The following is a 24,755-nucleotide window of genomic DNA, read 5'->3' on the forward strand; positions in this document are numbered from 1 at the left end:
TCGCGTCCGGTCGAATTGACGGGATGCGTCAGGCCGCTGCTTGCGCGTGCGCTAAGCTTGACGCCTGAGAATGAAAATGAATTTCACAATCTGCCGCAATTTCCGATTTTTTATTGACGAGGTGAAAATTCTGGCCCAGTCTACGAAAAATAATTACGCCGAGACAAGGGAACAGCGCGAGCATGAAAGTCGGGACAATCGGACTCGGATTCCGTCTGGGATATCTGGGCTATGTCTTCAAGGCGATCGACGAAGCCTTCGAGATCGCGGGATATGTTGATCCCGAACCAGCCGGCCTTGCCACGCTTACCGAAAAAGGCATTTCCGCCGGCAGGGCCTACGCCACGCCTGAGGAGCTGATCGCCGGCGAAGAGCTCGATCTCCTGATGATCGGCTCGCCGAACCACATGCATCTCGATCATATCCGCATCGGTCTCGAGGCCGGCATCAAGGTCTTCTGCGAGAAGCCGATCGTCAGTACGATCGAGCAGAGCCTGGAACTTGCGGCACTGCTTTCGAAACACGGGCCCGACCGGCTGATGGTCGGTCTCGTGCTGCGTTATGCGCCGCTCTATCGTGACCTGCGCGCTGCGCAAGCCGCGGGAACGCTCGGTCACGTGGTTTCGATCGAGGCCGCCGAGCACATAGAGCCCTATCACGGCGCATTCTTCATGCGCGACTGGCGCCGCTACGGACGTTATGCCGGAAGCTTCATGCTCGAGAAATGCTGTCACGATCTCGATCTCTACAATGGCGTGGTCGGCGCGCGGCCGGAACGCGTCGCCAGTTTCGGCGGCCGCAAGAGCTTCATTCCGGCCAATGACCCCAGCCGCGACGGCGTCAACGACCTGCAGCTCTTCCACCGCAAGCCGAGCGGCTGGCTCGGTTCCGACAAGGTCTTCGACAGTGACGGCGACATCATCGACTATCAGGTCGCCATCGTCGAATATGCCAACGGCGTCGCGATGAACTTCCACACCAACCTCAACGTGCCGGACCAGTTCCGCCGCTTTTGCGTCGTCGGATCGCGCGGCATGGCGGAGGGCGACTTCATTCGCGGCTATCTGGACGTGCACGAGGTGCTGTCGGGCAGGAAGGTCGTCGAGAAGCGCTACGCCAAAGAGACGGCGCTTTCGCAACACTACGGCGCCGACGAGCAGATGGCGGCCGAGATCATCGCGCATGTGCGGGATGGCGGTCCCCTGCCGGTCTCGCCGCTCGACGCGCTGGAAGCGGGCATACTGGCGCTGTCCATGGACGAGGCGCGGATGAAACGGACGGTCGTAGATCTTCGGCCCCTCTGGGACCGCTTCGACGAAGCCCTGCATGCCCGTGCGGCTTGAGAGGGGGAGGGGATGAGCGTTCGGCGCAGCACGATCATCTTCGCCTGGATCCTGCTTCTTCCGGCCGTTTTCTACGTGACGGTTATCGTCGCCTATCCGCTGGTCGATACCTTCATCCTGTCCTTCACCGATGCCTCGCTGAAGAAGACGACCAATTGGGTCGGCACAGCCAATTACGACAAGATCTTCAACGCCACCTTCGCAGAAGTGATCCTCCGCACCTTCGTCTGGACCGCCTTCTCGGTGACGATCAAGATGATCATCGGCACATTCGGCGCCATGATGCTGAACGCCGCAGTGCCGGGGCGGGCGCTTTTTCGCCTGCTCACCATGCCGCCATGGATCGTGCCCATGGCGATCGGCATCTTCATGTGGGGCTGGATGTATAACGGCCAGTTCGGGATGATCTCCGGTATGCTCCAGAACTGGGGGCTGGTGGACGGTCCGGTCGCCTTCCTGGCGCATGGCTCCACCGCCTTCTGGGCGACCATCGTCACCGACGTCTGGATCGGCGTGCCTCTGGTAACGCTCTATATGCTCGCCTCGATGCAGGCGATCCCGCAGGATCTCTACGAGGCCGCCTGGACCGACGGAGCAGGGCGCTTCTACCGCTTTCGCCGCATCACCCTGCCGCTCCTCGTGCCGTCGATGATCACCATGTCGATGCTGTCGCTGATCGCCACCTTCAACTCGTTCGACATCATCTGGATCCTGACCCAGGGCGGGCCGAACGGCGACACGACGACGATGATCATCGACACCTACCGGACCGCGATCGGCTCGAAGAAATACGGGGAGGGCGCGGCGCGCGCCGTACTGATCTGCATCTTCCTGTCGATCTTCTGCATCGCCTATTTCCGCGTCACGCACCGCCTTGCCACGGGAGAAAGCCGATGAGCCAGCCCGCAATGATCAACCGCTATCGCTGGTACGAGCTCGTCGGCATCTATGCGGGCATCTTCGTCTTTCTCACTTTCATCCTCGCGCCTTTCGTCGAAGGCTTCCTCGTATCTCTGAAGCCGCTGAGCCGCCTTTTTTCCTCTCCCTACCGCTTCTGGCCGGAGGACGGCTCCCTCGAAGCCTATCGCACCATGTGGGTGAGCGTGCCGGGCTTCGCCCGCTATATCTTCAATTCCTTCTTCATTTCCGTCATCGTGACAGCCGTCGTGCTGGTGCTGGTGGTGCCGGCGGCCTATGCCTTTGCGCGCTTCAGGTTCCGCGGCAGCGGGGCGCTGCTTGCCGCTTTCCTGGCGGTCAACATGTTCTCGGGCGCCGTGCTGCTCATCCCCCTCTTTCGGCTGATGCGCAGCTTCGGCGTGCTGAATACCTATTTCGCCATGATCGTGCCGGGTGTCGCCTTCCTGATCCCGTCTGCTATCTGGCTTCTGCGCACCTACATGATGCGCATCCCGCGCGAGCTGGACGAGGCAGCCTTCGTCGACGGTGCAAGCCACTTCTACACGCTTCGCCGGGTGATCCTGCCGATCGCCATGCCGGGTATCACGGTTGTGGCAATCACGACCTTCATCGGCTCCTATGCCCAGCAGTTCATTTTCGCGCTGACCTTCAACTCAAAGAGCGAGTACATGCCGCTGCCCGTGGGCCTTTTCGCCTATTTCGGCCGGCAGGAGGTGGTCTGGAACGAGCTCATGGCGGCAAGCTTCGTCGGCATCGCTCCGGCCGTGATCGTGATCTTCTTCCTTCAACGCTATCTCGTCAGCGGCCTGACCGCCGGCGCGGTGAAACAATAAGCAATCATTAAAACAGGGGAGTTTCATCAGTGACTATTGCTTGCAAAGCTACCTTTTTCACGCTTGCGCTGCTCGGATCGACCGCTCTCGGCAGCGTTGCCGCACAGGCCGCGGACCAGGAAATCAGCTGGATCTATTGCGGCGACACGATCGATCCTATCCACGAGAAATACATCAAGGAATGGGAGGGGAAGAATCCCGGCTGGAAGGTCACGCCCGAAGTCGTCGGCTGGGCCCAGTGTCAGGACAAGGCGACGACGCTTGCCGTGGCCGGGACGCCTGTCGGCATGGCCTATGTTGGATCGCGCGCGCTCAAGGAGTTCGCCGAGAACGAATTGATCGTTCCGGTCCCCATGACCGAGGACGAGAAAAAAGGCTACTATCCGAATATCGTCGACACGGTAACCTTCGAGGGAACGCAGTGGGGCGTGCCTATCGCATTTTCCACCAAGGCGCTCTACTGGAACAAGGACCTTTTCAAACAGGCCGGTCTTGATCCGGAAGTCCCGCCCAAAACCTGGGCCGAAGAGATCGCCTTCGCCAAGCAGATCAAGGAAAAGACCGGCATTGCGGGCTACGGACTTCCGGCCAAGACCTTCGACAACACCATGCACCAGTTCATGCACTGGGTTTACACCAATAACGGCAAGGTCATCGACGGCGACAATATCGTCATCGACAGCCCGGAAGTCCTTGCCGCCCTGCAGGCCTACAAGGACATCACCCCCTATTCGGTCGAAGGGGCGACGGCTTACGAGCAGAACGAAATCCGCGCCATCTTCCTTGACGGGAAAGTCGGCATGATCCAGTCGGGCTCCGGAGCTGCCGCCCGACTGAAGGAAACGAAGGTCAATTGGGGTGTAGCGCCGCTGCCGCTCGGCCCTTCGGCCAAGGGCGAAGGCACCCTGCTGATCACCGACAGCCTTGTGGTGTTCAAGGATACGGGTGTCGAGGAGAAAGCGATCGAATTCGCCAAGTTCATCACCTCACCCGGCCCGCAGGGCGAGTACGAGTTGCAGGGCGGTGCGGGTCTGACGCCGCTTCGGCCGTCTCCGAAGGTAGACGAATTCGTCAAGGCCGATCCGTCCTGGAAGCCGTTTATCGACGGGATAGCCTATGGTGGTCCGGAGCCGCTCTTCAAGGACTTCAAAGGTTTCCAGAACACGATGATCGAGATGGTTCAGTCGGTGGTGACCGGCAATGCCGAGCCGGCGGATGCCTTGAAGAAGGCGGCCGACGACCTCGAACAGTACAAATAAGCCCGCCGGGACCGCGGGGCCTCGGCTCGGCGGTCCCGCCTTCCATAGTGGCGGAAATGCCGCTTCGCCGGTGGCCGGAGACAGATTATTGGGACAGCTCACTCTCAACAAGGTTCAGAAATTCTACGGCACCTACGAGGTGCTGAAGAGCATCGAGCTCGAAGTCGGGAATGGCGAATTCGTGGTCTTTGTCGGGCCTTCCGGCTGCGGCAAGTCCACCTTGCTCAGAATGATCGCGGGGCTTGACGAGACGACCGCCGGCGACATCGTCATCGACGGGAAGCGCGTCAACGATCTGCCGCCGGTCAGGCGGGGCATCGCCATGGTCTTCCAGTCCTATGCACTCTACCCGCATATGAGCGTGTTCGAGAATATCGCCTTTCCGCTCAGGGTCGAGAAAATGCCGGAGGAGAAACTGAAGGCGAAGGTCGAGCATGCTGCCCGCATATTGCATCTCGACCAGCGGCTGGAGCAGAAGCCAGGCATGCTTTCGGGCGGCCAGCGCCAGCGTGTGGCAATCGGGCGGGCGATAGTGCGCGAGCCGAAGATCTTTCTCTTCGACGAGCCTCTGTCGAACCTCGACGCGGCATTGCGCGCCGACATGCGCATCGAGCTTGCGAAACTTCACCGGCAATTGAAGGCGACGATGATCTACGTCACGCACGACCAGGTCGAGGCGATGACGATGGCGGACCGGATCGTCGTGCTGAATGCCGGTGAGATCGCCCAGACGGGAGCGCCGCTCGAACTCTATCACAAGCCCGCCAATATATTCGTCGCCGGCTTCATCGGGCATCCGAAGATGAATTTCCTGCCGGTCGCCTGCACCGGCGTCACGGAGGCCGGCGTGGAAGTGGACTACAAGGGGCAGACTGTCCTTGTGCCGGTCACGCCCCGCGCGGGCATGACCGGCCGAACCCTGACGCTCGGAGTCCGGCCGGAACACATCCAGATGGGTGGCGCCGACCTGACGCTGACGGTCACCCCATCGGTAATCGAGCGTCTCGGCGCTCACACCGTGGCCTATGTGGCGCTCGACGGGGAGGGCGAGAACTATTGTGCCATGCTGCCGGGAACGCTCGCGATCCGTGCGGACGAAACGATCAGGACCGGCATCCGCGCCGCCGACTGCCATCTTTTCGACGAGAACGGGGTCGCCTTCGAGCGCCGGGTCGAGATGACCGACATCGACATGGCGCTCTTCGACCCGGCGGCGTGATCGTGAGCACGACGATCAGACTGCTCGTTATCGACGATGTCGCGACCTTCCGCAGCATTCGGCTGGAGGCGCTTCGGACGGAGCCTGCCTCCTTTGCCAGCAGCGCCGAAGATTGGGAAAAGCTGCCGGACGAGGAATGGCGGCGCAGAACCGTCGGCAATCCCGTCTTCGTTGCCTTCCAGGACGATGTCCCAGTCGGCATCATGGGGCTGATGCGTCAGAGCGCCAGCAAGATGGCGCATCGCGCGACGCTCGTCATGGTCTATCTGCGCCGGGAACATCGCGGAACCGGGCTAGCGAGGCGGCTTCTGGATGCTGTCGCGGATTACGCACGAAATGAGGGCATCAAACAGCTGGAGCTTGCCGTCAGCGCCGACAACCCGACGGCGATCCGATTTTACCATCGCGAGGGCTTTTCTGTAGCCGGCCGCATTCCAGGCGGTTTTCTTCACGAGGGCCGGGAGATTGACGATGTCATCATGGTGAAACGCATCGCCGACTGAGTGCCGGCCCGTCTCACGTGCGGGCCGCCCCCCTCGCCGCACGAGGTGGGGACCAGCAGGCGCGAAAGGGACATTGACGTCGCCAATAATCGCGCGAAAATCGGTGGCGTATTCGGGCTGTTTTGGTGAACTCGGATCGGGAGGCGGGAATGTCGGAAACAACCGTCAACGTGCGTTACATGGTGGACGACGTCGAGGCTGCGGTCGAATGGTACACGAAGCATCTCGGCTTTTCGCTTCTCTCCAACCACGCTCCCGCTTTCGCGGATGTCAGGCGGGGTGCCCTGCGGCTTTTGCTGAGCGGCCCGTTGAGCTCTGCGGGACGGCCGATGCCGGACGGCGAACGTCCTTCGCCGGGCGGCTGGAACCGGATTCATCTCATCGTCGACGACCTGACTGTCGAGGTCGAGCGCCTGCGCGTCGCCGGCGTCAGGTTTCGCAACGACGTCGTGACCGGACCAGGCGGATCGCAGATACTGCTGATCGATCCCTCCGGCAATATGGTGGAGCTGTTTCAGCCAGCGGCTCGCTGACCGCTGCGGGTTCCGAGTCGAGAGCGGTTCACTGTTCCTGTGAAACAGTGAAACGCTATAGCCCTTAGAAGCTACGTGCGCCCGAAAGATGCCGTATCCACCGTCCCTGTCGAGAGGGCGAATGGCACGGTGCGCCCACTGCATGTTTCCTTTGATCGTAGCCGATCAATGGACAAAAACATGCAGCAGCTCAAAGTGCTACAGCGACCTTTGCGTGTCTCGGAAGGCGCGACGCTATAGGAAAACTTTTCGGAGGGCTGCAATCTCTCCTCACCTCATACTTGTGCTCGTCACAGGGATGAGAGCAGCGCCGCGTCTGCGGCGCGGAAGAGCCTTCCAGCCCAAGGACTTGGTCTGGCTGGATTCCTGTGACAAGCACAGGAACGAGGAATTCAACAAGCGGCGGCGGGTATTCGATCTCAACAGGCCTGAGGGCCGTGCAGTCGGCAGAGCTAGGCCACAGGTCGTTATCGGGATTCAGCGATCCTTTGGCTTTGCGGAGACGGTCTCGTTGTTCCTTTTCTGATCGGCTATTCGCCCTGCGCGGCATCCAGAGCGTCGATGATGGTCTTGAATGGCAGGAGCAGGCTAAGGGGGCTGCTGTCGAGCAGCGGCATTGCGCCGAAACGCTCGTACCAGCACGCCGCCTTCTCGTCCTTGGCGTCGATGGCAAGCGCCACCCCGCCGACCTGCGCGGCAACGGCAAGCGCTCGCGCACCGGCTGCCAGCAAAAGATCGCCGCCAAGCCCCCGACCCTGCAGCGGAAGCGCCACCGCCAGACGGGCAAGCCGATACACGGCGACCTCGTAGCGGCCCAGCCCTTTCGTCAGGGAGGCGGGGACTTTTGCGAAGACAATCGAAGCGGGGCTGATTGAATAGTAGCCGAGTATGGTTTCGGGCGCGGTTGGAGCCACCGCCACGAAGGTCTTGGAGCCGCCGCCTTGGTGGTTCTGACGGGCGTGCCGGCGCAGATACTCGTTCAGTTCCGGCGTGCCGCAATCGAACGCCTTGCGGTCATGGTGGCGTCCGATAGGTTCCTCCCGCCAGTCAAGCACTCTTGCCGTCTCGTGCGATACGGCGGCGGGCTGCGGCGAGCAGAGCCGGCGTCGGGGCCGGCGGATTTTCCAGAAGATCGAGCACGCGCAGGGAATCCCGCTCCGACAGCGAAATACGTTCCGCGTTCTCAACCACCTCGCGCGCGGCCGGCAGGACAGCGCGCATGATGAAGCTGGTTACGTCCAGCCGCTCATGGGCGGCTGCGGCGGTGAGAAGCCGCTTTTCGTCGCGCGTGGTGCGCAGTTCGATGCGGTCGTCACGATTAGCTTGCATCTGGGCCATAACGATCTCCGTTCTATACGTACGGATAATAGCCGTACCATAGAAGAATATCAAGATGACGCTCAACGGCCCTAGCCCGTGCAGTCGGCAGAGCCAGGCCATAGGTCGCTCCAAGGGCGCACGGTCCGACCTGAAATTATCGGGATTCAGCGGTCCTTTGGCTTTGCGGAGACGGTCTTGGTGTCGCCTTCGCGAAGCGGCTTCGCCAGCTCGTCAACCTCGCTCTGGCGTTTTGCCGCAACCAAAGGGTCCTTCGATTTGAGCGAAGGCACGAAGATCGCCGCCAGAACACCGATCGGCCCGAGAAGACAGCCGATGAGCAGCCAGAGCAGACTATGGCCGCCTCGGACCGCCGCGACGACGGCGGTAACAATGGCGCACAGTATCCAGAATTCTAAGATCATTGGCTCTCGTTTGCAGCCTTCAACAATTCGGCTTTCGGTTTACGCGGCCGACGCGCGCCGCGCAGGCATGTTCGGGCTGTGCGCGCCAGATTCCAGCACCGTTTGATTTGGCAGTTTGCTGCGCGGATGCATAGAGGCCTTTGTTGTCCGTGTCGCGATCGACTGCATTGCCGGACTCGATCAGCCAGCGGTTCACGTCCTTGCCATCGGCCCGGAAACACGTTCCGACGAAGCGGCCGTAACGATCCCGTCCGGCAAACTCGCAGCGGGTCGGACGGGATGCCGACAAGAATGCATCCAGGGCCGAGGCCGATTCCTTGCCGCACCGATAATCTGCTCCTCTTTCATCGAGGCAGACCTGCCACTCTTCCGGCGCGTCCACACTGTTAAGTTGGACGCGTTCGCCCGCGATTTCAATAGTATCGCCGTCGATCACCGAGGCTTGACCAATGATCGGATCTGCGGCCTCGACGTTATGGGTCATCAGAAGCGTCGCCAGAGCGGCGCCGAGCGCCCGCGCCCCGGCAGAGACCCGTGGTGCCGAGTGCGGCGCGCGCCTGGCGCCGGCAGCTACAGCGCTCTTGATGCCGATCATGCCCATCCCCGTTCAGCCGAAATACCCGAACAGGCTAACCCAGGTGGGTGCCATTCACATCCTTCAAAACTATGGGTGAATGCCACCGCGGCGTGCATAACGACGTGACTGAGCGCGTGCAGTCGCGCGACTTTGCTCGTCAGGCGGATGATTCGCGATACCGCGCGGTCAGAAGACGAACATATAGAGCAGGATAATGACGATGAGGGGAACGCCCATCAACCAAAGGATAATGCCTTTCATCTCGACCATCCATGTTGTTGCCGTCGAACTGTAACGCGGCGTACCGCAAACCGTTCCCGCGGCCGCGCCCCGTTGGTGACAAAAGGGCGGGACGACCCGTCCATTTTTCTCCACAGTCGGGCACGTCTGACTATTCGGCGGCTGCTGCGGGAGCGGCTCTCGGCTTGCGTGCTCGTGCCATTTCCAGGAGCCTCCGCAACAGCGATCGCTCCGTCAGAAGGATCAGAACCGTGTAGATGACGGTGCCGATGACCGTTCCGGCGACCAATTGCAGAACGGCGTTCGGCACATGGGCGCCGAAACGCTCGAGCAGGAAACGGACGACGAGCGCCATCAGCAGCGCCGCGATCATCGGCCGGCTGGATAGGAACAAGCCCTTGACGAAGGGCGTGCTGTCGGCACGAAACACCACCCAGGAGTATCCGACAAGCGTTACGGCATTGACGATGCACAGCCAGATCATCGCCTCGACCAGCGAGCCGTCGATGGCTCCGTAGGCGACCGCACCCGTTGTCGCAATCGCGCGAATCAGTGCCCACCAGAACAGGACGGCTCCCTGGCCGACCCCCTTCAGATAGGGGATGAACGTGCTGCAGGGGGTGAGAATCCCTTTCGATAGCGCGAGAAGTCCGAGGACCGGCCAGGCATAGGCCCATTGGCTCCCGAAAAGTACGAGCATCGCCGGCTCGGCAAGTGCCCAGAGGCCGAACATCATCGGCGCCAGCAGGACGGTGGTCACCTGAGTGCTGAGCATCAGCGCCTGTGAACGCCGCTCGCGATCATGCATCATCTGGCCGAAGGTTGGGAACAGCACACCCATGACGGCGGAGAGGACGACCTGGTTCGGGATGCTCGCGAACCGATTCGCCGCCGAATAGGCGCCGGCATCGGACAGCCCGAGATAGCGGGAGATGACGACCATCGGGGATTGGAAGGTGATGAAGTTCGCGATCTCGGAACCCACCATGCCGAAACTGAAGCGGCTGAGCGCCAGGACGCGTTGCAGCGAGAATACGAAGCGCGGTGCGTAGCGGGAAACGGCATAGAGGCCGGACAGGCGCACCAGCGCCGAGACGAAAAGCTGGGCGAGCAGCGACCATATGCCGAAACCGAGCAGCGCCAGAAGGACGGCAATAACGGCACCGAGCGATTCGGAGATCATGCTCCAGACGGCGTCCTTGCGGAAATTCATCCTCCGGACAAGCAGCGAATAGGCGACGTCGCCGCCGAGCTGCAGCGGGATCAGCAGGCTCATGATCCTTAGCAGGTAGGCAGCCTCCGGCGCGCCGAGCAGCGTGGCCAGAGGCTCGGCAAAAACGAATAGTCCGAGCGCCATCATGAGCGCGATGGCGAGGTTTGCCCAGAAAACCGAGTGCACGGTTTCCATCTCCTCATCCTGCTGGATGACGAGTGCGGAGGTGAGGCCGGCGCCGCCGATCATGGCGAGGAACTGCACCACGGTGAGCGCAACGGCGACGGCGCCGAACTCCTCGGGAGACAGAATGCGGGCCAGAATCGGCACCGTGACAAATTTAAGCCCGAATGTCCCTGTCTTGGAAAGAACGCTCCAGCCGACGTTGCGCGTTACGGTTTTTGCGTTAACGGTTGGGGTCATTGGCGAGGATTCCGTGAAAGTCCTTTGAAGGAGGAATGCAAAGGACAGACTCTAGATATACGGCCGCGACCCGGTGGGAGGAGACCACGCAGACTCTTTTTAGAGAAACCGCAGGGGCGAAAAGATGGCGAAGCTCACAGTTGTCATTCCGTACTACCAGAAGGAACCCGGAATTCTCCGGCGCGCGCTGGCATCCGTTTTTGCTCAGACGCTCGAGGATTTCCACGTTCTCGTGATCGACGACGAATCCCCCTATCCGATAGCGGACGAGCTTGCCGGGCTCGCACAGGAAAAAAGGGAGCGCATCACCGTCATCCGTCAGCCCAACGGCGGGCCGGGTGGCGCGCGCAATACCGGTCTCGATAATGTTCCTGCCGACAGCGACTTCGTCGCTTTCCTCGATTCCGACGACGTCTGGACGCCGGATCATCTCCTGAACGCCTATCAAAGCATGACGCGTTTCGACGCCGACTGCTATTGGGCCTCGATCACGGGCGGCGACGCCTTCTACTATCATTTCGGGGTCGCGGATCTCGAAAAGAGCGAGACGGTCACGCGCCTCTCGGAAAGCCCGCTCGTCGTCGAGCTCCCCGAGCTTCAGGACGTCATGCTGAAGAACTGGAGCTTTCTCCACATGTCCTGCATGGTGATCGGGCGCAAGCTCTTCGAGAAGGTGCGTTTCGAGGCCACGCTCAAACTTGCGGCCGAGGACGTGCTCTTCTTCTGCGACTGCGTGCTCGCATCCAAGCGCGTCGTTCTTTGCGATGCAGCGGGCGCGGTGCGCGGCGAAGGGCTCAACATCTTTCATTCGATCGATAACGACTCGCCGCAGTTCCTGAAGCAGCAGTTCAACACCTGGGTTGCACTCGACACGCTCGAAGGCCGATATCGTAACCGGCCAAAGGCGATGGAGGCGATCCGATCCTACAAGCATACGGCGCGGCGGCAGGCGCTATGGAGTCAGGCACGCCGGATAAAGCGCAGGAAACTGCCGCAATTCGATCTTCTTGCCCGCTGGCTCTGGCGAGACCCGCGATTGATCGGCAGCGCCGCCGAATTGGCGGTTGGAAAACTATCCCGCTAACTTCCTTCGGCCCGATCGGGCACGCGCTGCTTGCGCTGACAACACCCGGAAATCAAGCGACGACATTTGCCGCGGCGCGTGTCGGGTCGCCTCACATTACAAACGGAGACGGTCATGAAGCCGTATTATTGGGAATCCCAGCACGGAAATTTTGGTGACGACCTCAACCTGTGGCTTTGGGATTTCCTGCTGCCCGGTTTTCGCGAAGTCCATCCGGAGACGCTGCTCGTGGGGGTCGGGACGGTCTTGAACCGCGCTCTGCTGCCCGGGGCTACCCATAAGCTCGTCATCGGCAGCGGTTTCGGCTACGGCACGCTTCCCGACATGAGCGACCCTAAGGAGTGGGATATCCGCTCGGTCCGTGGCCCGCTGACGGCTGCGAAGGTCGGCGTGGCTCCCGAGCTCGGCATCATCGATCCTGCGGTGATGGTCGCTGACCTTCCGGAGTTCCAAGACCTTCGAAAGATCTATAAAAGAAGCTTCGTACCACACTGGGAATCGGCGATCGCCGGATTGTGGCCGGCGATCTGCGACGCGGTCGGTCTCAACTATATCGACCCGCGTGGCGAGGCCAAGGACGTCATCCGAAAGATCGGCCAGTCGGAGCTTATCGTCGCCGAATCCATGCACGGCGCCATCCTGGCCGACGCGTTCCGCGTTCCCTGGACCGCGGTCAGTACGTCGCACAGCATCAACAGTTTCAAGTGGAACGACTGGGCCCAGACCCTCGGTGTCACCTACCGCCCTCGGCGGGTGCCGGTGTCGACGCGGGCGGAAGCCATGATCAAGGGTGCCCGTTTCTGGGGCATGGCTTTCCAGGCGAAGGAGCCGCAGCCGGAGGACCCGAACCGCCGGCAGATCGACGGAGACCTGGCCGTCGCCGAGCGTGAGCCACGCCAGACGTCATTGCGCGCTGCCGCCAAGCGAGCGCTCGCTGCGCCGGCGACGCTGGCGCTGTGGCAGGCAAGCCGGGCGGCGCCGCAATTGAGCAGGGACAGTACGCTGGCAGAGCGCAAGGAGCGCTTCCGCACGGTGCTCGACGGCATACGCCGGGATTATTTTTGAGGGTGATCCACGGCGAGAGTCTCGAGCAGATAGCGCACTTCGCCCTTTCCACCGAGAGCGAGGGGCGCGGGCGAACCGGACGGACGAAAACGTTCGGTCTTGTCCGCAAGAATTCCGCCAACGATCGCCGGCAGTGCGGCCGGATGGGTCAGGGCGTAGCCGATTGCACGACCAAGGCCCTGCTCGTTCTTGAGATCGAGAAAATGCCGTAGTTCGTAGCGGTCGCGAATGTGCCGCTCATGCCGGCGGACCGCCGCTTCCCCGTCGCTGCTCAGTCGGCTCCCTGCGAGAATTGCACGGTCCGCCTCATAGAGACGCTTGAGGTCGATCGTCCGGTGACTGCCGCTCAGCGAGTTGCCGCGGACGACGGCGGCATAGCCGCAACTGTGGATGATCTTGTAGCGTGCGCCATTGGCGAGCGCGCGAGCGTATAGATCGTAGTCTTCGCCGAGGCGCAGCGTCTCGTTGTAGCGCAGGCCGTGCTGGTCGAGGAAGGCGCGCCGCATCAGCGGCTTCAGAAAGCCGATTTCGCCGCGCCGTAAGCCGCGCCGCGAGATGTTTCCTTCGACGAAGCCGACAAGATCGATGAGCCGGGGAGTAGGGTCGAATCGGTCGATCCTGCCATGCGCGTGTGCCGCCTGCGCGGCATCGATGAAGGCGATGTTGTCGGCGACGAAGTCCCAGCCGTCCTGCGAAAGCAATTGGCCCAGACGTCCCGGAAAGAAGAAATCATCCGCGTCGAGCACGCCGATAAGCGGAGAATGCGAGATCGCAATTGCATGATTGCGCGCGGCCGCGGGGCCGCGGTTTTCTTCGAAGCGAACGACATTCAGCCGCCCCGTTCCGTCATCCGCAGCGCGTGCCACCGAAGCGGTATCATCGGTCGAGCCGTCATCGATGACGACGACTTCTGCCGCCTCCGGTTCGGCAAGCGCCGAAGCGATGGCGCGCGCGATGGTGTCGGCGGCATTCTTTGCGGCAATGATGATGCAGACGTCCGTCGGCGCGGCTGCGGTCATGTGAGGCCTCCAGCAAGTTATCGGCTGCCGCGCCTCAAGGGCGCGAAGGTGCCGAACCATGCCGCGCGATCATGTCGCAAACGCGTCAGGCGAAAAACTTTTTGCAAGTGCGAAGGAGAGCAGCGTCAGCCGCTCAGGAATTGAGATGATGAGGCCGGTTCAGTCTGCGCAACGAGACCTTCCCCGGTTGCTTCTCATCATTGGCGGCTTCGGCCGTCACGAACTGCTTCTGAGAAGAAAGCCTGCGGCGCTCCCGTGCCTCTTTCCATACGAGGAAAAGAACGGCGACGAAGTAGCCGACCTGAATAAGGACTGCGCAGATCAGGGTCTGAATCGCCGTCGAGGCAAGCGATCCGTTGAGGTAATAAGTTGCAACGGCAAAAGCCGCCAACGCGCCGATCATGCTCAGAAAAACACGCGGTGCGAACATGGCGCTAACCTACCTTCGGGTCTGCGATTGGGAACCTCATTAGAGTTGTTGCCCTCTCCTCCTGCCCAGCCACTATATTAGCGCCCGCTTTTCTCTTCAACCGGGAAACGCTACTTTGTTGCAGTCGAGCATACATCGGAAATCTTTCCGCCGTCTTTAAGCATTGGCTCCATTTCGCACAATTCAAACGGGTGTGATCGCGGATAAGTTCCCCATTTCGAGGGCAGTTTGCCGCGTGAAATGGATGCGGAGTGGACGCGGTCGTCGTGCCCCTAAAATTGCAGGGCCTTTCGTAAAACTGTCTTGCACGCTGCCTCTGAGGGCGTGTGGCCGGCCCTTTTTCCCAATCAACTTTTGTTACACCTGTTTGGGCGGGTAGCCCGAGCAACTGTGCGCCGCAATAAAATGTTGCGATGCAACAACTGTCGAGGAAAGTTGCCGCGCGTCAATTTCGTGCGCCAGTGGTCCGCTGTCCGCCAGTGCAGAATGATGCGTCTGTTAACAATACTTTATAATCCGAAATAACTAGCCCCCGATGATGTTTCCGGTGTGCGATGCCACGGGGAACTATCCTAACCCTGATTTGCGCTCTCCAAAATTAACTCTTAGTAATATTTCGCGACTTTAGCTGCCCTGAACCCTCTGGGGGACGGGCGCCGGCGGGCTGCCATCATTCCGCCTTCAAAAAACAAATTCTGACCACACACTCACGTTAGATGAGCCCGCGTCCCACGGGACCGACAATCGCCAACGTAAATGGAGTCACCTCTATGAAGTCCGCGACTCGCTCGGCCAGTTCGCCGTTTTTTATCCCCGAGGAAACCGGGGCAGTCCGACCGATCGGGGGCATGGCAAAACGCAGTTTCGACATTCTTGCCGCCTCCGTGGCCCTCCTTCTCTTCAGCCCGCTCTTTTTGCTCATCATGGCCCTCGTCAAGTTCTCGGACGGCGGCAGCGTCTTTTATGGCCATCGCCGAATCGGTCACAACGGCCAATCCTTCAAGTGCCTGAAATTCCGTACGATGATGGAAAGGGGCGACCAGGTCCTGGAAGAGTTTTTCAGGAACAATCCCGACGCCTACGAAGAATGGCGTACGACCCGCAAGCTTCAGAACGATCCGCGTGTGACCGTTGTCGGGACAGTCCTGCGTAAGCTCAGCCTCGACGAGTTGCCGCAACTCCTCAACATCATTCGCGGTGAAATGAGCGTCGTCGGCCCCCGTCCGGTGGTCGAAGACGAACTCGAACTCTATGATTCGGCCGCCGTGTTTTATCTGCGCTCGCGTCCCGGCCTGACGGGGCTTTGGCAGATCAGCGGTCGCAACGACGTCTCCTACGCCACGCGCGTCGCTTTCGACACGCAATATGTCCAGAACTGGTCGCTTTTCGCCGACCTTGTCATTGTCTTCAAGACGATCCCTGCCGTCTGCCTCTCCCGCGGCAGCTACTGAAATCTTGGCGCCGGCCCGGCACGGGCAACGTCGAGCAACGGAAATATCCAAAAATGCAATCGAATAGACGATCAGCGAAATCCGCTGGTTCCCGCATGGCTTCCTGTTTTACCCGCCTGGCGCTCCTTGCTGCACTCGCAGCCTCAGGGGCGTCGCTGGCGTCGGCCGATGAATACCGGCTCGGCGTCATGGACAAGCTTCGGGTTCGCGTGGCCGAGTGGCAAACCGCCGAAGGAACGGTCCGCGACTGGTCTGCCGTCAGCGGCGACTATACGGTGGGCCCATCCGGCAACCTTTCCCTGCCCTTCGTCGGCGATCTGCCTGCCTCCGGCAAGACGACGTCGGAGGTGGCCGAAGAGATCGGCGTCAAGATGCAGAAGCTTTTCGGCCTCAGGGATCGCCCATCCGCGTCGGTGGAGATGGCGCAATATCGTCCGATCTATCTCTCCGGCGAGGTGCAGACGCCGGGAGAATACCCCTATGCTCCCAACTTGACCGTCTTGAAGGCCGTCAGTCTCGGGGGAGGGCTGCGGCGGGCGGATAACGGCCAGCGATTCGCGCGCGACTACATCAATGCCAGCGGGGAATCCGCGGTGCAGGTTGCGGAGCGCAGCCGCCTGCTTATTCGCCGCGCGCGACTGCTTGCCGAAATCGGCAAGCGCGACACAATCCCCATGCCCGAGGAGCTCAAGAACGTTCCGGACGCCGACAAGCTGCTCGCCAGCGAGATCGCGCTTATGGAATCGCGTGACAAGCGCCAGAAGCGTCAGCTCGATGCGCTTGCCGATCTGAGATCCCTTCTTCAAAGCGAGATAGAAGCACTCGCAAAAAAAGCCGAAACGCAGGCGCGCCAACTCGAACTTGCCACCGAGGATCGCGACAAGGTCGACAGCCTTGCCGAAAAAGGGCTGGCGCTCAGCCAGCGCAAACTGTCCCTCGAGCAGCGGGTCGCGGACGTTCAGGCGTCGCTGCTGGACATCGACACCGCATCCCTCAAGGCAAAGCAGGATGCGAGCAAGGCGGCGCAGGACGAAACGAATCTCCGCAACGACTGGGATGCTCAGCTCGCTCAGGAGTTGCAGAACACCGAAGCCGAGCTGGACACGCTGACGTTGAAGCTCGGCACCAGCCGGGATCTCATGACCGAGGCGCTGCTGCAGTCGGCGGATGCCGCCCAGCTCGAAGATCAGGCCGCCGAGATTACCTATTCGATCATTCGCGACAAGGACGGCAAGCCGACCGAAATCGCCGCCGAGGAGAACACACCCGTGCTGCCCGGCGATGTCATCAAGGTGAATACGGCACTGGCAATGCGGTGAGGCAGGCATGAGGATATCCAAGGCGAGCCTTGTCAGGCCTGGAGCGAATGAAGTCTACGGCATCTTCGCCTTGGCCTTGTCGCTCTTCGTCTTTGCCTATTCGGCGCGCTTCGGACAGGTTTCTATCCTCGCCTATTATGGCCTGTGGCTGCCGCTCGTCCTCGTGGACTACCGAAAGGTTCTCGGCAACTACGCCAGCTATCTCTGGATATTCGCCTTCACCATCTTCGCCTGCATTTCGATCTTCTGGTCTGCGGCCCCGTCCTTGTCGCTGCGCACCGGAATACAGTATCTGAGCCATGTCGTCTGCGCGCTCATCGCAATGCGCACGATCGACATCCGCACGCTGACGCGCGGCATGATTGCGGGCGCCGCAATCGTGCTCCTCTATTCGCTGCTCTTCGGTACCTATCATTACGATCCGCTGGACGGCACCTACAGCTTCGTTGGCGCATTCGCGTCGAAGAACCAGTTGGGCTTCTACGCCTCGCTCGGCATCTACTTCGCCTTCGCGGCCGTCTTTGTGCTCGGGGAAAAGGGCCTATGGATGGGCGCGGCAGGGGTTGCCGGATTGCTTGCCGCCTATTGCCTGCTGACGTCGCAATCGGCGACCTCCGTGTTGACAACCGCGGCCGTCATCGGTCTTTGCATCGGGATGCGGGCGATCACGGCCTTGCGTCCCGCGAGCAGGAAGCTCCTCTTCATTGCCGCGTCGGTGTTCGGCGGCGTTGCCGCCGTCGCGATGATCTATGCCGGCGGCGTCGATCTGATCCTCGGCGCCTTCGGCAAAGATTCGACGCTCACCGGTCGCACCTATCTCTGGCAGCAGGGCATCGAGGCGGCGAAGGCGTCGCCGCTCTTCGGCGTCGGCTACCAGGCCTATTGGGTGCAGGGCTTCTCCGAGGCCGAGCGGCTATGGGAGGAGTTCTATATCGGTTCGCGCGCCGGGTTCCATTTCCACAACACCTTTATCGAAGCGGTCGTGGAGACGGGCCTGGTCGGCCTGATCCTGCTTACCATGGTGCTGGTCACAGCGCTGGTCGGCCAATTGAAGCGCCTCCTTGCGGAGGATCGCGATCCGGAGGCGATGGTGCTCTTCGGTGTCGGCGCGCTGCTCTTCGTTCGTGCCTTCGTCGAAATCGATATTCTCACCCCCTACCACGTCGGATCCTTCCTTTTGTACTTCACGGCGGGGAAACTGACGATACCGCGTCGCCGGCAGGCAGCGACCCTGCTCTGGCCGGCAGGATTCCATCCGGCGCCATACGGGCGGTCTTTCGGGCCGATGATGCCGCGGCCGGGAGACGGCCATTGAAGACGATCTACGGCATTCAATATCTTCGCGCGGCTGCGGCAATCGCCGTCGTGCTCTTCCATGCTGCGGAAAAGACAGGTTATCATTTCACGATCGGAGCCGCCGGCGTCGATGTTTTCTTCGTCATCAGCGGCTTCATCATGTGGGTCATCAGCGACCGCCGATCCGTGACCCCCGTAGAATTCATCGCCGATCGCTGCCGCCGCATCGTGCCGGTCTATTGGCTCGCGACCGCCGTGATGGTCGCGGGCGCACTGGCGGGTCTGTTCCCCAATCTGGTGCTGACACTGGAACATGTTCTGGCGTCGCTGTTCTTCGTCCCCGCGCGCTCGCCGAGCAGTGCAGAGATTTGGCCTGTGCTGGTGCAGGGCTGGACGCTCAATTTCGAGATGCTCTTCTACGCCGTCTTCGCCGGCTCGCTGTTCATGCCGCGCAACTGGCGGCTGCCCGTCGTCACAGGGCTGTTCCTTGCCTTGGTGATCGCGGGCCGTGTCGTCGCCTTCGACGATCCGGTGATGCTGACCTATACGCGACCGGTCATTCTGGAATTCGTCGCCGGCATGATCATCGGGGAGTTCTGGCTGAAGGGCAGGGTACCGCCGCTCGCGGTCGGTTCTGCGCTGCTCGCCTGCTCGCTCGGCGGCTTCGCTCTCATCGGTGTGCTCGGTCTGCCATTCGACGAACTGACGACCGGGCCGCTGGCGGTTCTGCTCGTCACCGGGGTGCTTTCGCTCGAGGTGAACGGCTGCGTGCGGGCGCTGCCGCTGCCGGGGCTTCTAGGAGACGCCTCCTATTCGATCTATCTCTGGCACACATTTGCGATTTCGGTCGTTGCCAAGGCAGGCCTTGCGATCGGGCTCGGCGCGCCCGCAACGATGTTCGCGGGGGTTCTTTCGGGAACGCTCTTAGGGATCGCTGCGTATATGATGCTCGAACGCCCGTTGCTGCGGCGCGGCCGCGCCCGGCGTGTCACGGCGGGCCCGGCACGCCGAGCGGCCGAATAGAGCAGCTCCAGGAAAAGCCCGAACGGTTTACCTGGAAGACCGGGCTGTCCCCATCGTTTCCGGCAGCCACGGTCGCTGGTCGGGAAGATCAGCCGCCCTGATTTCTGCGCGAGTGCCAGTTCCAGGCCGATTCGGTGATCGCCGCGAGATCGTATTGCGGCTCCCAGCCGAGAACCTGACGCGCCTTGTCATTGTTGGCGACAAGCGTGGTCGAGTCGCCCTCCCGGCGCTCGGCGTAGCCGATGTTGAACGGTCGCTTGGCCACTTTTTCGATCGCGTCCAGCAGCTCCTTCACCGTGGTACCGGTGCCGGTCCCGAGATTGAGTGCGACGCTCTCGCCACCCTCCAGGAGATAGTCGACCGCCCGCACATGGGCATCCGCCAGATCGAGGACGTGGATATAATCGCGGACGCACGTTCCGTCGCGCGTGTCGTAGTCGGTGCCGAAGACCTTGAAGCCCTCGCGCCGCCCAAGTGCCGCATCGATGGCGAGCGGGATCGCATGGGTCTCAGGCTCGTGCCATTCGCCGATGCGGCCCTCGAAGTCTGCGCCCGCGGCATTGAAATAGCGCAGGATGACCGAGCGCAGACCCTTGTAGAGATCGTAGTCCTTCAGCGCCTGCTCGCAGATCCACTTGGTGCGGCCATAGGGATTGATCGGCGCCTGCTTATGGCTCTCGTCCATCGGTACGCTGTCGGGCAGTCCGTAGGTCGCGCACGTCGATGAGAAGACGAAGGCATCGATGCCCGCGGCAAGCGCCGCAGACAAAAGGGTCAGTGTGCCGATGACGTTGTTGTCATAGAAGGCGGCCGGGTCCTTGACCGACTCGCCCACCTCGATCATCGCCGCGAAATGCAGGATCGCCCGCGGCTTGTGCCGGGCAAGAACCTCTTCAAGACGCTGCCGGTCACGGATGTCGCCCTTTTCAAGGACGCCCCATTGGACGAATTCCTCGTGGCCGTTGGAGAGGTTGTCGTAAACGACGGGTTGGTAACCCTTTGCCGCAAGCTGAAGGCAGGTATGCGAGCCGATATAGCCGGCGCCGCCGACCACGAGAATGTTGTTGTTCTGCACGGGCAACCTCTGAGGATGATTTCTGAAATTCGACAGGGCAGGCTTTGCAATGAATAGCGGCGAAATTTCCAACACATTATGAAGGTTCTGCAAAATCGCGGCATTTTCAACAGCTTCGCGGCGGGAACCGCGGACTGAACCGACGTTCGATCCCGGATGCCGCAAGCTATGGCCGCATGTCGCGCCGTGATCCGGCAGACTGTTGCAAACTTGCAGCACGCCGGCTCTGCTTGCAGGAAAATACAATATAGGCGCTTGGCGTGCGCCGCGTCCTCAACTATAAGCGGTCCTCCGGCAATCAGATTAGGGAGGTTACGATGCAGGCATTTTCTTCTCCCTACGGGGCGGATCCACGATCCTGACCCTGTGACGCAAGCGTCCGCGCTTCTTCGCAGCAGGCAGGAATTGTCATCGCCCCACCGCTTCTTCTTAGAAGCCGGCGATCCGCTGATGCCGTTCTGACCCTTTCCCCAACGGCATTTTCACGCTTTCGAAATATTGAGGCCGGTGCGCTCGTCACCGGGCAACACCTATGGCATTTACTCGTTTCACGGCGCGCAACCGCGCCTTCCGTAGCGTTTTTCGATTCTCCTGGGCCCATTGGAAGAAGCAGCCGGTGCGGCTCGCAGCTCTACTGTCAACCGTGCTGCTTTCGACGCTCGCCGATGTGCTTACGCCGCTCTACTCCGGCCGGCTGGTCGACGCGGTGATTTCAGGTGCGGCGAGCGACGAGGTTGCCTGGAACGCGGCGATGGCGGCCTTCATGATGTTGATGGCCCTGTCGTTCGGAGCCATCATCCTCAGGCATGTGACCTTCCTGGGTATCGTCAGCCTCACGCTGAAGATGATGTCGGATATCGCCGCTGCCGCCTTTCATCACATCCAGCGGTTCTCCAGTGACTGGCATGCCAACAGCTTCGCCGGTTCCACGGTCCGCAAGGTGACGCGCGGCATGTGGGCGCTCGATCTCTTGAACGATACGCTTCTCGTCGCGCTTTTCCCTTCTATCGTCATGCTGGTCGGGTCCACGGCGCTGATGGCCTGGTACTGGCCGATGATGGGTGTGATCATCGGTCTCGGCTCGATCGCCTTCATCGCCGTTACCGTTTCCCTGTCGCTCGGCTATGTGGCGCCGATGGCGAGCCTTGCCAACAGCTGGGACACACGGCTTGGCGGGGCGCTCGCCGATGCGGTCAGCTGCAATACCGTCGTAAAGGCCTTCGGTGCGGAAGGGCGCGAGGACGCGCGTCTCGCCAAGGTTCTCCGCAAATGGGAGAACCGGACGCGTCGTACCTGGTCGCGCGGCACGCTCAACGGTACGGCGCAGGGCGCAATGCTGCTCGTCCTGCGCGCGGCCGTGATCGGCTTTGCCCTCCTGTTGTGGGCGAGAGGGCAGGCGACCGCAGGCGACATAACGTTCGTGCTCACCTCGTTCTTCATCCTGCAGGGTTATCTGCGGGAGGTGGGGATGCATATCCGCAACCTGCAGCGGTCGATCAACGACATGGAGGAGCTCGTCGCCATTCACGGCCAGCCGCTCGGCGTCGAGGACCGGCCGGGCGCAAAACCCATCCGCATCACCGAGGGCGAGATCGAGTTCCGCGACGTGACTTTTCACTACGGAGCCCATCGCGCACCCCTTTACGAGGGATTCTCGGTCAATATCGCGGCCGGCGAGCGTGTCGGTCTCGTCGGGCATTCCGGTTCCGGCAAGACGACGTTCATCAAGCTGATCCAGCGTCTGCATGATCTGAATGCCGGCGAGATCCGCATCGACGGGCAGAATATCGCCGACTTCACCCAGGCGTCTCTGCGCCAGCAGATCGCCATCGTGCAGCAGGAGCCGATCCTGTTTCACCGCTCGCTTGCTGAGAATATCGCCTATGCACGGCCGGGAGCGACACAACGCGACATCGAGGAGGCGGCAAGGCTTGCCAGCGCGCATGACTTCATTGCCGCCCTGCCCAAGGGCTATGGGACGCTGGTCGGCGAACGTGGCGTGAAGCTCTCCGGCGGCGAGCGCCAGCGGGTAGCGATTGCCCGCGCCTTTTTGGCGGATGCGCCCATTCTCATCCTGGACGAGGCGACATCGAGCCTCGATTCGGAGTCCGAGGTGCTGATCCAGCAGGCGATGGAGCGACTGATGACGGGGCGCACCACGCTCGTGGTCGCACACCGGCTTTCCACGGTGCGTGCGCTGGACCGGCTGCTGGTCTTCGATCGGGGCCGCATTGCGGAAGAAGGCGATCACGGGGCACTCATCCGCGTCAAGGGCGGCATCTATCGCAGTCTCTTCGAAAGACAGGCACTGGAGCTGACGAAGGGGCTCATTCTCAGCGAGGGATGAGGCCACAAGCCCGGGCAAACGGCCGGTCGACCGCTGCGAGCAAAGATGCGGCGATCGACCGGTCGTGTAGACAGGCGCACGGCTCGGCGGGCAGGGCCGCGCCAATTTTCAACGAGTTACAAGGTCTTGGGCCTGCCTGAGGTCCGAATGCCGCAGTCACTCTTGCGGCAACGGAATCAACGTATTCGTCGTGCTCTTGGTCGGCTTCTCGCCCGGAACATGGGACATGGTCTTCGTCCGGCTCTGCAGTCCGTCGTCCGTAACCTTGGTCTTGGTCTGTGACTTGCTGAACGTTCCTTTGTCCATGGCCTGAGCCTTGGACTGTCCCTGCAGCTGGGAGGGATTCTCGTTTACCTTCGTCTGGCTCTTTGCCTTTCCTTGCGAGGTTGCTGCGCTTCCGCCGACGCCGATCGACGATGTCGTTCCGTCATCGGTTCTGCATGTGCCGGCCGTTCCCAACGTGCTGGCTGAGGTGCCGCCGGCCGCGGCACTTCCGCCAGATCCGACAGTTCCGGCCACATCGCAGTCCTGAGCGTGCGCTGGTACGAAGGCAGCCGACGCCGACATCACGACGGAAATTGCGAGTATCGTTCTTCGAAGCATCACAGCTCCTTTCATTTTTTCGGTTGGAGGATTGCGCAGGTTCCATCCGACCGGCGCGTAATGGTGGTGCCATCGGGGCGGGTCACGCTCGCGGTCGCAAAGCTCTCTCCGCCGGAGGATCCGCTCGTCGCCGAGGATGCGGAACTGCTGCTGGCAGACCCACCGCTCGCTGCTGTGCCGCCGCCAACCGTCGTGGACGAGGATACGCTGCCAGAACCGGCTGTGACCGACGACGAAACGCTGCCCCCTTCCGACTGTTCATGTTCGATGACCATGCATGTCGAACCGTCGTCGAGTTTGATCTCTTTCGCCACGGCATGGTCCGGGGCGGCCATAGCAGCCGCGAACAGTGCCGTGGCAACCGGGATTAAAAATGAACTGGAGGTCATCGGAGCTCCTCCTTTTTGAAGAACGCTGGCTTCGGAGGGCGCTCCGAAGCCAGCCGAGTTGACGTCAGCAGGACGGTTTGTTGCCCTTTGAGGCGTCCTGCTTGGCGAGGCCAGGAGGACAATTCTTGTTGCTCTCATCATCCTGAGCGGCGTCGCGGGCGCTGTTTTCATCGCCCTGGACACTGCCGGTGGTCTCATCCGATGTTCCGCCACCCGAGCCGGCGGCTGAACCACCGGTTCCAACGGAGCTGCTGGAGCTTCCGCCGCCCGCGGACGAGCCGCCGGTGCCAAGGGTCGAAGCGGAGCCGGCGCTACCCGAGCCGGCGGCCGATCCGCCCGTCCCGACCGAGCTGCTTGACGTACCGCCGCCGGCCGAAGATCCGCCCGTTCCCAGTGTCGATGCAGAGCCGGACTGGCAATCGCTGGTGTTCGGATCGCAACCGCCACCAGCCGAGCTTCCGCCCGTTCCGACGGTGCTGCTTGAGGTCCCGCCGCCGGCGCTGGTGCCGCCGGTGCCGATCGTTGTACTCGATTGCGCGAACGCGCCGAGGGTGGTGCCCGCGAGAAGGCCCGCCGCGAGGGCCGTCCTGATGAAATACCGCATTGGAGTTCCTTTCCTGACGTTGATGTCCTTGAGGCTGCAACCTGCCTACCAACCCAAACCCGCGTAACGTGTTCCGGGCTGGGACTTCGGACCGAAGGGATGCCGGCACATAGTCTGGAAGCCGATCGGACCTTTGTCCGTTCGGCGCGTGCATAGGTCCGAGCGGCGATTGCGAATGGAACCGGGCTGGCATGCGGTTCGTTTTGTGCCCTTGGTTTTCGGGCAACCCTTTTCAACAAACTGACAG

At 61.5% G+C, this 24,755-nt stretch carries 25 protein-coding genes; 14 read left to right on the forward strand and 11 right to left on the reverse strand.

Features of this window, described 5'->3' with window-relative positions; all coding sequences use genetic code 11:
* Positions 1 to 182: 182 nt before the first annotated feature.
* The 7 genes from CN933_RS22260 (at position 183) to CN933_RS22290 (ending at position 6,608) form a co-directional block, all read left to right on the forward strand.
* The gene (locus CN933_RS22260; RefSeq protein WP_102762397.1) at positions 183 to 1,343 is read left to right on the forward strand and encodes a Gfo/Idh/MocA family protein; all 1,161 of its coding nucleotides are present in this window, start codon (positions 183 to 185) and stop codon (positions 1,341 to 1,343) included.
* A gap of 12 nt (positions 1,344 to 1,355) precedes the next feature.
* Complete coding sequence (locus CN933_RS22265) at positions 1,356 to 2,240, forward strand: carbohydrate ABC transporter permease (protein ID WP_018097034.1); 885 nt, start codon at positions 1,356 to 1,358, stop codon at positions 2,238 to 2,240.
* Positions 2,237 to 3,094 (forward strand): carbohydrate ABC transporter permease, encoded by an 858-nt coding sequence (locus CN933_RS22270; RefSeq protein WP_102762398.1) that lies wholly within the window; start codon positions 2,237 to 2,239, stop codon positions 3,092 to 3,094. The genes CN933_RS22265 and CN933_RS22270 overlap by 4 nt, the downstream gene beginning before the upstream one ends.
* Positions 3,095 to 3,123: 29 nt before the next feature.
* Complete coding sequence (locus CN933_RS22275; RefSeq protein ID WP_018097032.1) at positions 3,124 to 4,353, forward strand: ABC transporter substrate-binding protein; 1,230 nt, start codon at positions 3,124 to 3,126, stop codon at positions 4,351 to 4,353.
* A gap of 88 nt (positions 4,354 to 4,441) precedes the next feature.
* A complete protein-coding gene (locus tag CN933_RS22280) occupies positions 4,442 to 5,572 on the forward strand; it encodes an ABC transporter ATP-binding protein (protein ID WP_018097031.1) in 1,131 nt (376 codons plus the stop codon).
* 2 nt (positions 5,573 to 5,574) lie between these two features.
* Positions 5,575 to 6,075: a GNAT family N-acetyltransferase gene (locus CN933_RS22285; protein ID WP_026168812.1), complete on the forward strand. Its 501-nt coding sequence runs from the start codon at positions 5,575 to 5,577 to the stop codon at positions 6,073 to 6,075.
* 149 nt (positions 6,076 to 6,224) lie between these two features.
* Complete coding sequence (locus CN933_RS22290; RefSeq protein WP_102762399.1) at positions 6,225 to 6,608, forward strand: VOC family protein; 384 nt, start codon at positions 6,225 to 6,227, stop codon at positions 6,606 to 6,608.
* 530 nt (positions 6,609 to 7,138) lie between these two features.
* Here the strand turns inward: CN933_RS22290 and CN933_RS22295 are convergent.
* From CN933_RS22295 to exoT, 5 genes are all read right to left on the reverse strand, one after another.
* Positions 7,139 to 7,663: a GNAT family N-acetyltransferase gene (locus tag CN933_RS22295; protein WP_102762400.1), complete on the reverse strand. Its 525-nt coding sequence runs from the start codon at positions 7,661 to 7,663 to the stop codon at positions 7,139 to 7,141.
* Complete coding sequence (locus CN933_RS22300; protein ID WP_018097027.1) at positions 7,656 to 7,946, reverse strand: type II toxin-antitoxin system TacA family antitoxin; 291 nt, start codon at positions 7,944 to 7,946, stop codon at positions 7,656 to 7,658. Before CN933_RS22300 ends, CN933_RS22295 begins: the two co-directional genes overlap by 8 nt.
* 146 nt (positions 7,947 to 8,092) lie before the next feature.
* Positions 8,093 to 8,350: a hypothetical protein gene (locus CN933_RS22305; RefSeq protein WP_018097026.1), complete on the reverse strand. Its 258-nt coding sequence runs from the start codon at positions 8,348 to 8,350 to the stop codon at positions 8,093 to 8,095.
* A gap of 19 nt (positions 8,351 to 8,369) precedes the next feature.
* Positions 8,370 to 8,945 (reverse strand): thermonuclease family protein, encoded by a 576-nt coding sequence (locus tag CN933_RS22310; protein WP_102762454.1) that lies wholly within the window; start codon positions 8,943 to 8,945, stop codon positions 8,370 to 8,372.
* Positions 8,946 to 9,318: 373 nt separating this feature from the next.
* Positions 9,319 to 10,803 carry a succinoglycan biosynthesis transport protein ExoT gene (exoT, locus tag CN933_RS22320; protein ID WP_102762402.1) on the reverse strand — a complete coding sequence of 495 codons (1,485 nt, stop codon included), beginning with the start codon at positions 10,801 to 10,803 and terminating at the stop codon, positions 9,319 to 9,321.
* A 124-nt stretch (positions 10,804 to 10,927) separates the two neighbouring features.
* Between exoT and exoW the strand changes: the two genes are divergently transcribed.
* Positions 10,928 to 11,887, forward strand: a complete 960-nt coding sequence (gene exoW, locus CN933_RS22325) for a succinoglycan biosynthesis glycosyltransferase ExoW (protein ID WP_018097022.1) — start codon at positions 10,928 to 10,930, stop codon at positions 11,885 to 11,887.
* Positions 11,888 to 12,001: 114 nt separating this feature from the next.
* Positions 12,002 to 12,952, forward strand: a complete 951-nt coding sequence (gene exoV, locus CN933_RS22330; RefSeq protein ID WP_102762403.1) for a succinoglycan biosynthesis protein ExoV — start codon at positions 12,002 to 12,004, stop codon at positions 12,950 to 12,952.
* Here the strand turns inward: exoV and exoU are convergent.
* Together exoU and exoX are read right to left on the reverse strand one after the other, a co-directional pair.
* Positions 12,943 to 13,971: a succinoglycan biosynthesis glycosyltransferase ExoU gene (gene exoU / locus CN933_RS22335; protein WP_102762404.1), complete on the reverse strand. Its 1,029-nt coding sequence runs from the start codon at positions 13,969 to 13,971 to the stop codon at positions 12,943 to 12,945. The two genes, exoV and exoU, sit on opposite strands and share 10 nt — an antisense overlap.
* A gap of 133 nt (positions 13,972 to 14,104) precedes the next feature.
* The gene (exoX, locus tag CN933_RS22340) at positions 14,105 to 14,401 is read right to left on the reverse strand and encodes an exopolysaccharide production repressor ExoX (RefSeq protein ID WP_004434938.1); all 297 of its coding nucleotides are present in this window, start codon (positions 14,399 to 14,401) and stop codon (positions 14,105 to 14,107) included.
* Positions 14,402 to 15,171: 770 nt separating this feature from the next.
* On the opposite strand from exoX, the gene exoY reads away from it, so the two are divergent.
* From exoY to exoZ, 4 genes are read left to right on the forward strand one after another with little or no spacing between them, the layout of a single operon-like run.
* Positions 15,172 to 15,852: an exopolysaccharide production protein ExoY gene (gene exoY, locus CN933_RS22345; protein WP_018097018.1), complete on the forward strand. Its 681-nt coding sequence runs from the start codon at positions 15,172 to 15,174 to the stop codon at positions 15,850 to 15,852.
* Between the two features lie 53 nt (positions 15,853 to 15,905).
* Positions 15,906 to 17,171: an exopolysaccharide production protein ExoF gene (exoF, locus tag CN933_RS22350; RefSeq protein ID WP_102762405.1), complete on the forward strand. Its 1,266-nt coding sequence runs from the start codon at positions 15,906 to 15,908 to the stop codon at positions 17,169 to 17,171.
* A 7-nt stretch (positions 17,172 to 17,178) separates the two neighbouring features.
* Positions 17,179 to 18,486 (forward strand): O-antigen ligase family protein, encoded by a 1,308-nt coding sequence (locus CN933_RS22355; protein WP_102762406.1) that lies wholly within the window; start codon positions 17,179 to 17,181, stop codon positions 18,484 to 18,486.
* On the forward strand, positions 18,483 to 19,490 hold the full coding sequence (gene exoZ, locus CN933_RS22360; protein ID WP_102762407.1) for an exopolysaccharide production protein ExoZ: 1,008 nt from the start codon (positions 18,483 to 18,485) through the stop codon (positions 19,488 to 19,490). The genes CN933_RS22355 and exoZ overlap by 4 nt, the downstream gene beginning before the upstream one ends.
* Before the next feature lie 88 nt (positions 19,491 to 19,578).
* On the opposite strand, the gene galE is transcribed toward exoZ, so the two are convergent.
* A complete protein-coding gene (gene galE, locus CN933_RS22365; protein WP_026168811.1) occupies positions 19,579 to 20,565 on the reverse strand; it encodes a UDP-glucose 4-epimerase GalE in 987 nt (328 codons plus the stop codon).
* Between the two features lie 532 nt (positions 20,566 to 21,097).
* Between galE and CN933_RS22370 the strand changes: the two genes are divergently transcribed.
* Positions 21,098 to 22,912, forward strand: a complete 1,815-nt coding sequence (locus CN933_RS22370; RefSeq protein WP_102762408.1) for an ABC transporter ATP-binding protein — start codon at positions 21,098 to 21,100, stop codon at positions 22,910 to 22,912.
* Between the two features lie 156 nt (positions 22,913 to 23,068).
* Here the strand turns inward: CN933_RS22370 and CN933_RS22375 are convergent, their stop codons facing one another.
* The 3 genes from CN933_RS22375 to CN933_RS31600 form a co-directional block, all read right to left on the reverse strand.
* Positions 23,069 to 23,515 carry a hypothetical protein gene (locus CN933_RS22375; RefSeq protein WP_102762409.1) on the reverse strand — a complete coding sequence of 149 codons (447 nt, stop codon included), beginning with the start codon at positions 23,513 to 23,515 and terminating at the stop codon, positions 23,069 to 23,071.
* A gap of 11 nt (positions 23,516 to 23,526) precedes the next feature.
* Positions 23,527 to 23,904 carry a hypothetical protein gene (locus tag CN933_RS31595; RefSeq protein WP_180980782.1) on the reverse strand — a complete coding sequence of 126 codons (378 nt, stop codon included), beginning with the start codon at positions 23,902 to 23,904 and terminating at the stop codon, positions 23,527 to 23,529.
* A 64-nt stretch (positions 23,905 to 23,968) separates the two neighbouring features.
* Entirely contained in the window at positions 23,969 to 24,508 is a 540-nt protein-coding gene (locus tag CN933_RS31600; protein WP_018097010.1) for a hypothetical protein, read from the reverse strand.
* Positions 24,509 to 24,755: the final 247 nt, after the last annotated feature.

This window comes from Sinorhizobium sp. M4_45 (assembly GCF_002885915.1).
GTDB classification, from domain to species: domain Bacteria; phylum Pseudomonadota; class Alphaproteobacteria; order Rhizobiales; family Rhizobiaceae; genus Sinorhizobium; species Sinorhizobium meliloti_A.